This window comes from Mesorhizobium sp. M00.F.Ca.ET.216.01.1.1 (assembly GCF_004010325.2).
Taxonomy (GTDB): Bacteria; Pseudomonadota; Alphaproteobacteria; order Rhizobiales; family Rhizobiaceae; genus Mesorhizobium.
Window position 1 is genome coordinate 1 of sequence record NZ_SADR02000390.1, and the last position, 315, is coordinate 315.

A 315-nucleotide genomic window follows, 5' to 3' on the forward strand; every position below is an offset into this window, starting at 1 on the left:
GCACGACCTTCGGCGGACTGGTAGGCCGCAACGAAGGCGCCGTGGAGCGCTCGTGGAGCAGCGCCGCAATTTCGGGCTCGGACGCGAACGGCGGGCTCGTGGGCTACAACTTGGGATCGATTGCACAGTCGTATGCAACGGGCAGCGTGAAGCCCGTTTTCTCGACCGGCTACGGCGGTGGACTGGTCGGTATCAACGATGGAAGCGTCAGCCAGTCGTTTGCGACAGGTGCGGTTCAAACGCGAAGCATGCCGACGCATGGGGTGATTGCGTTCGGCTCCGGCACGCTCGCGTCGGACGTCTACTGGAACAAGG

General features: G+C 63.8%; 1 protein-coding gene. It reads left to right on the forward strand.

The genetic code is table 11. The features are described 5' to 3' along the window. On the forward strand, positions 1–315 hold a 315-nt coding region (locus EN859_RS36625), incomplete at both ends, for a GLUG motif-containing protein (protein ID WP_281015685.1).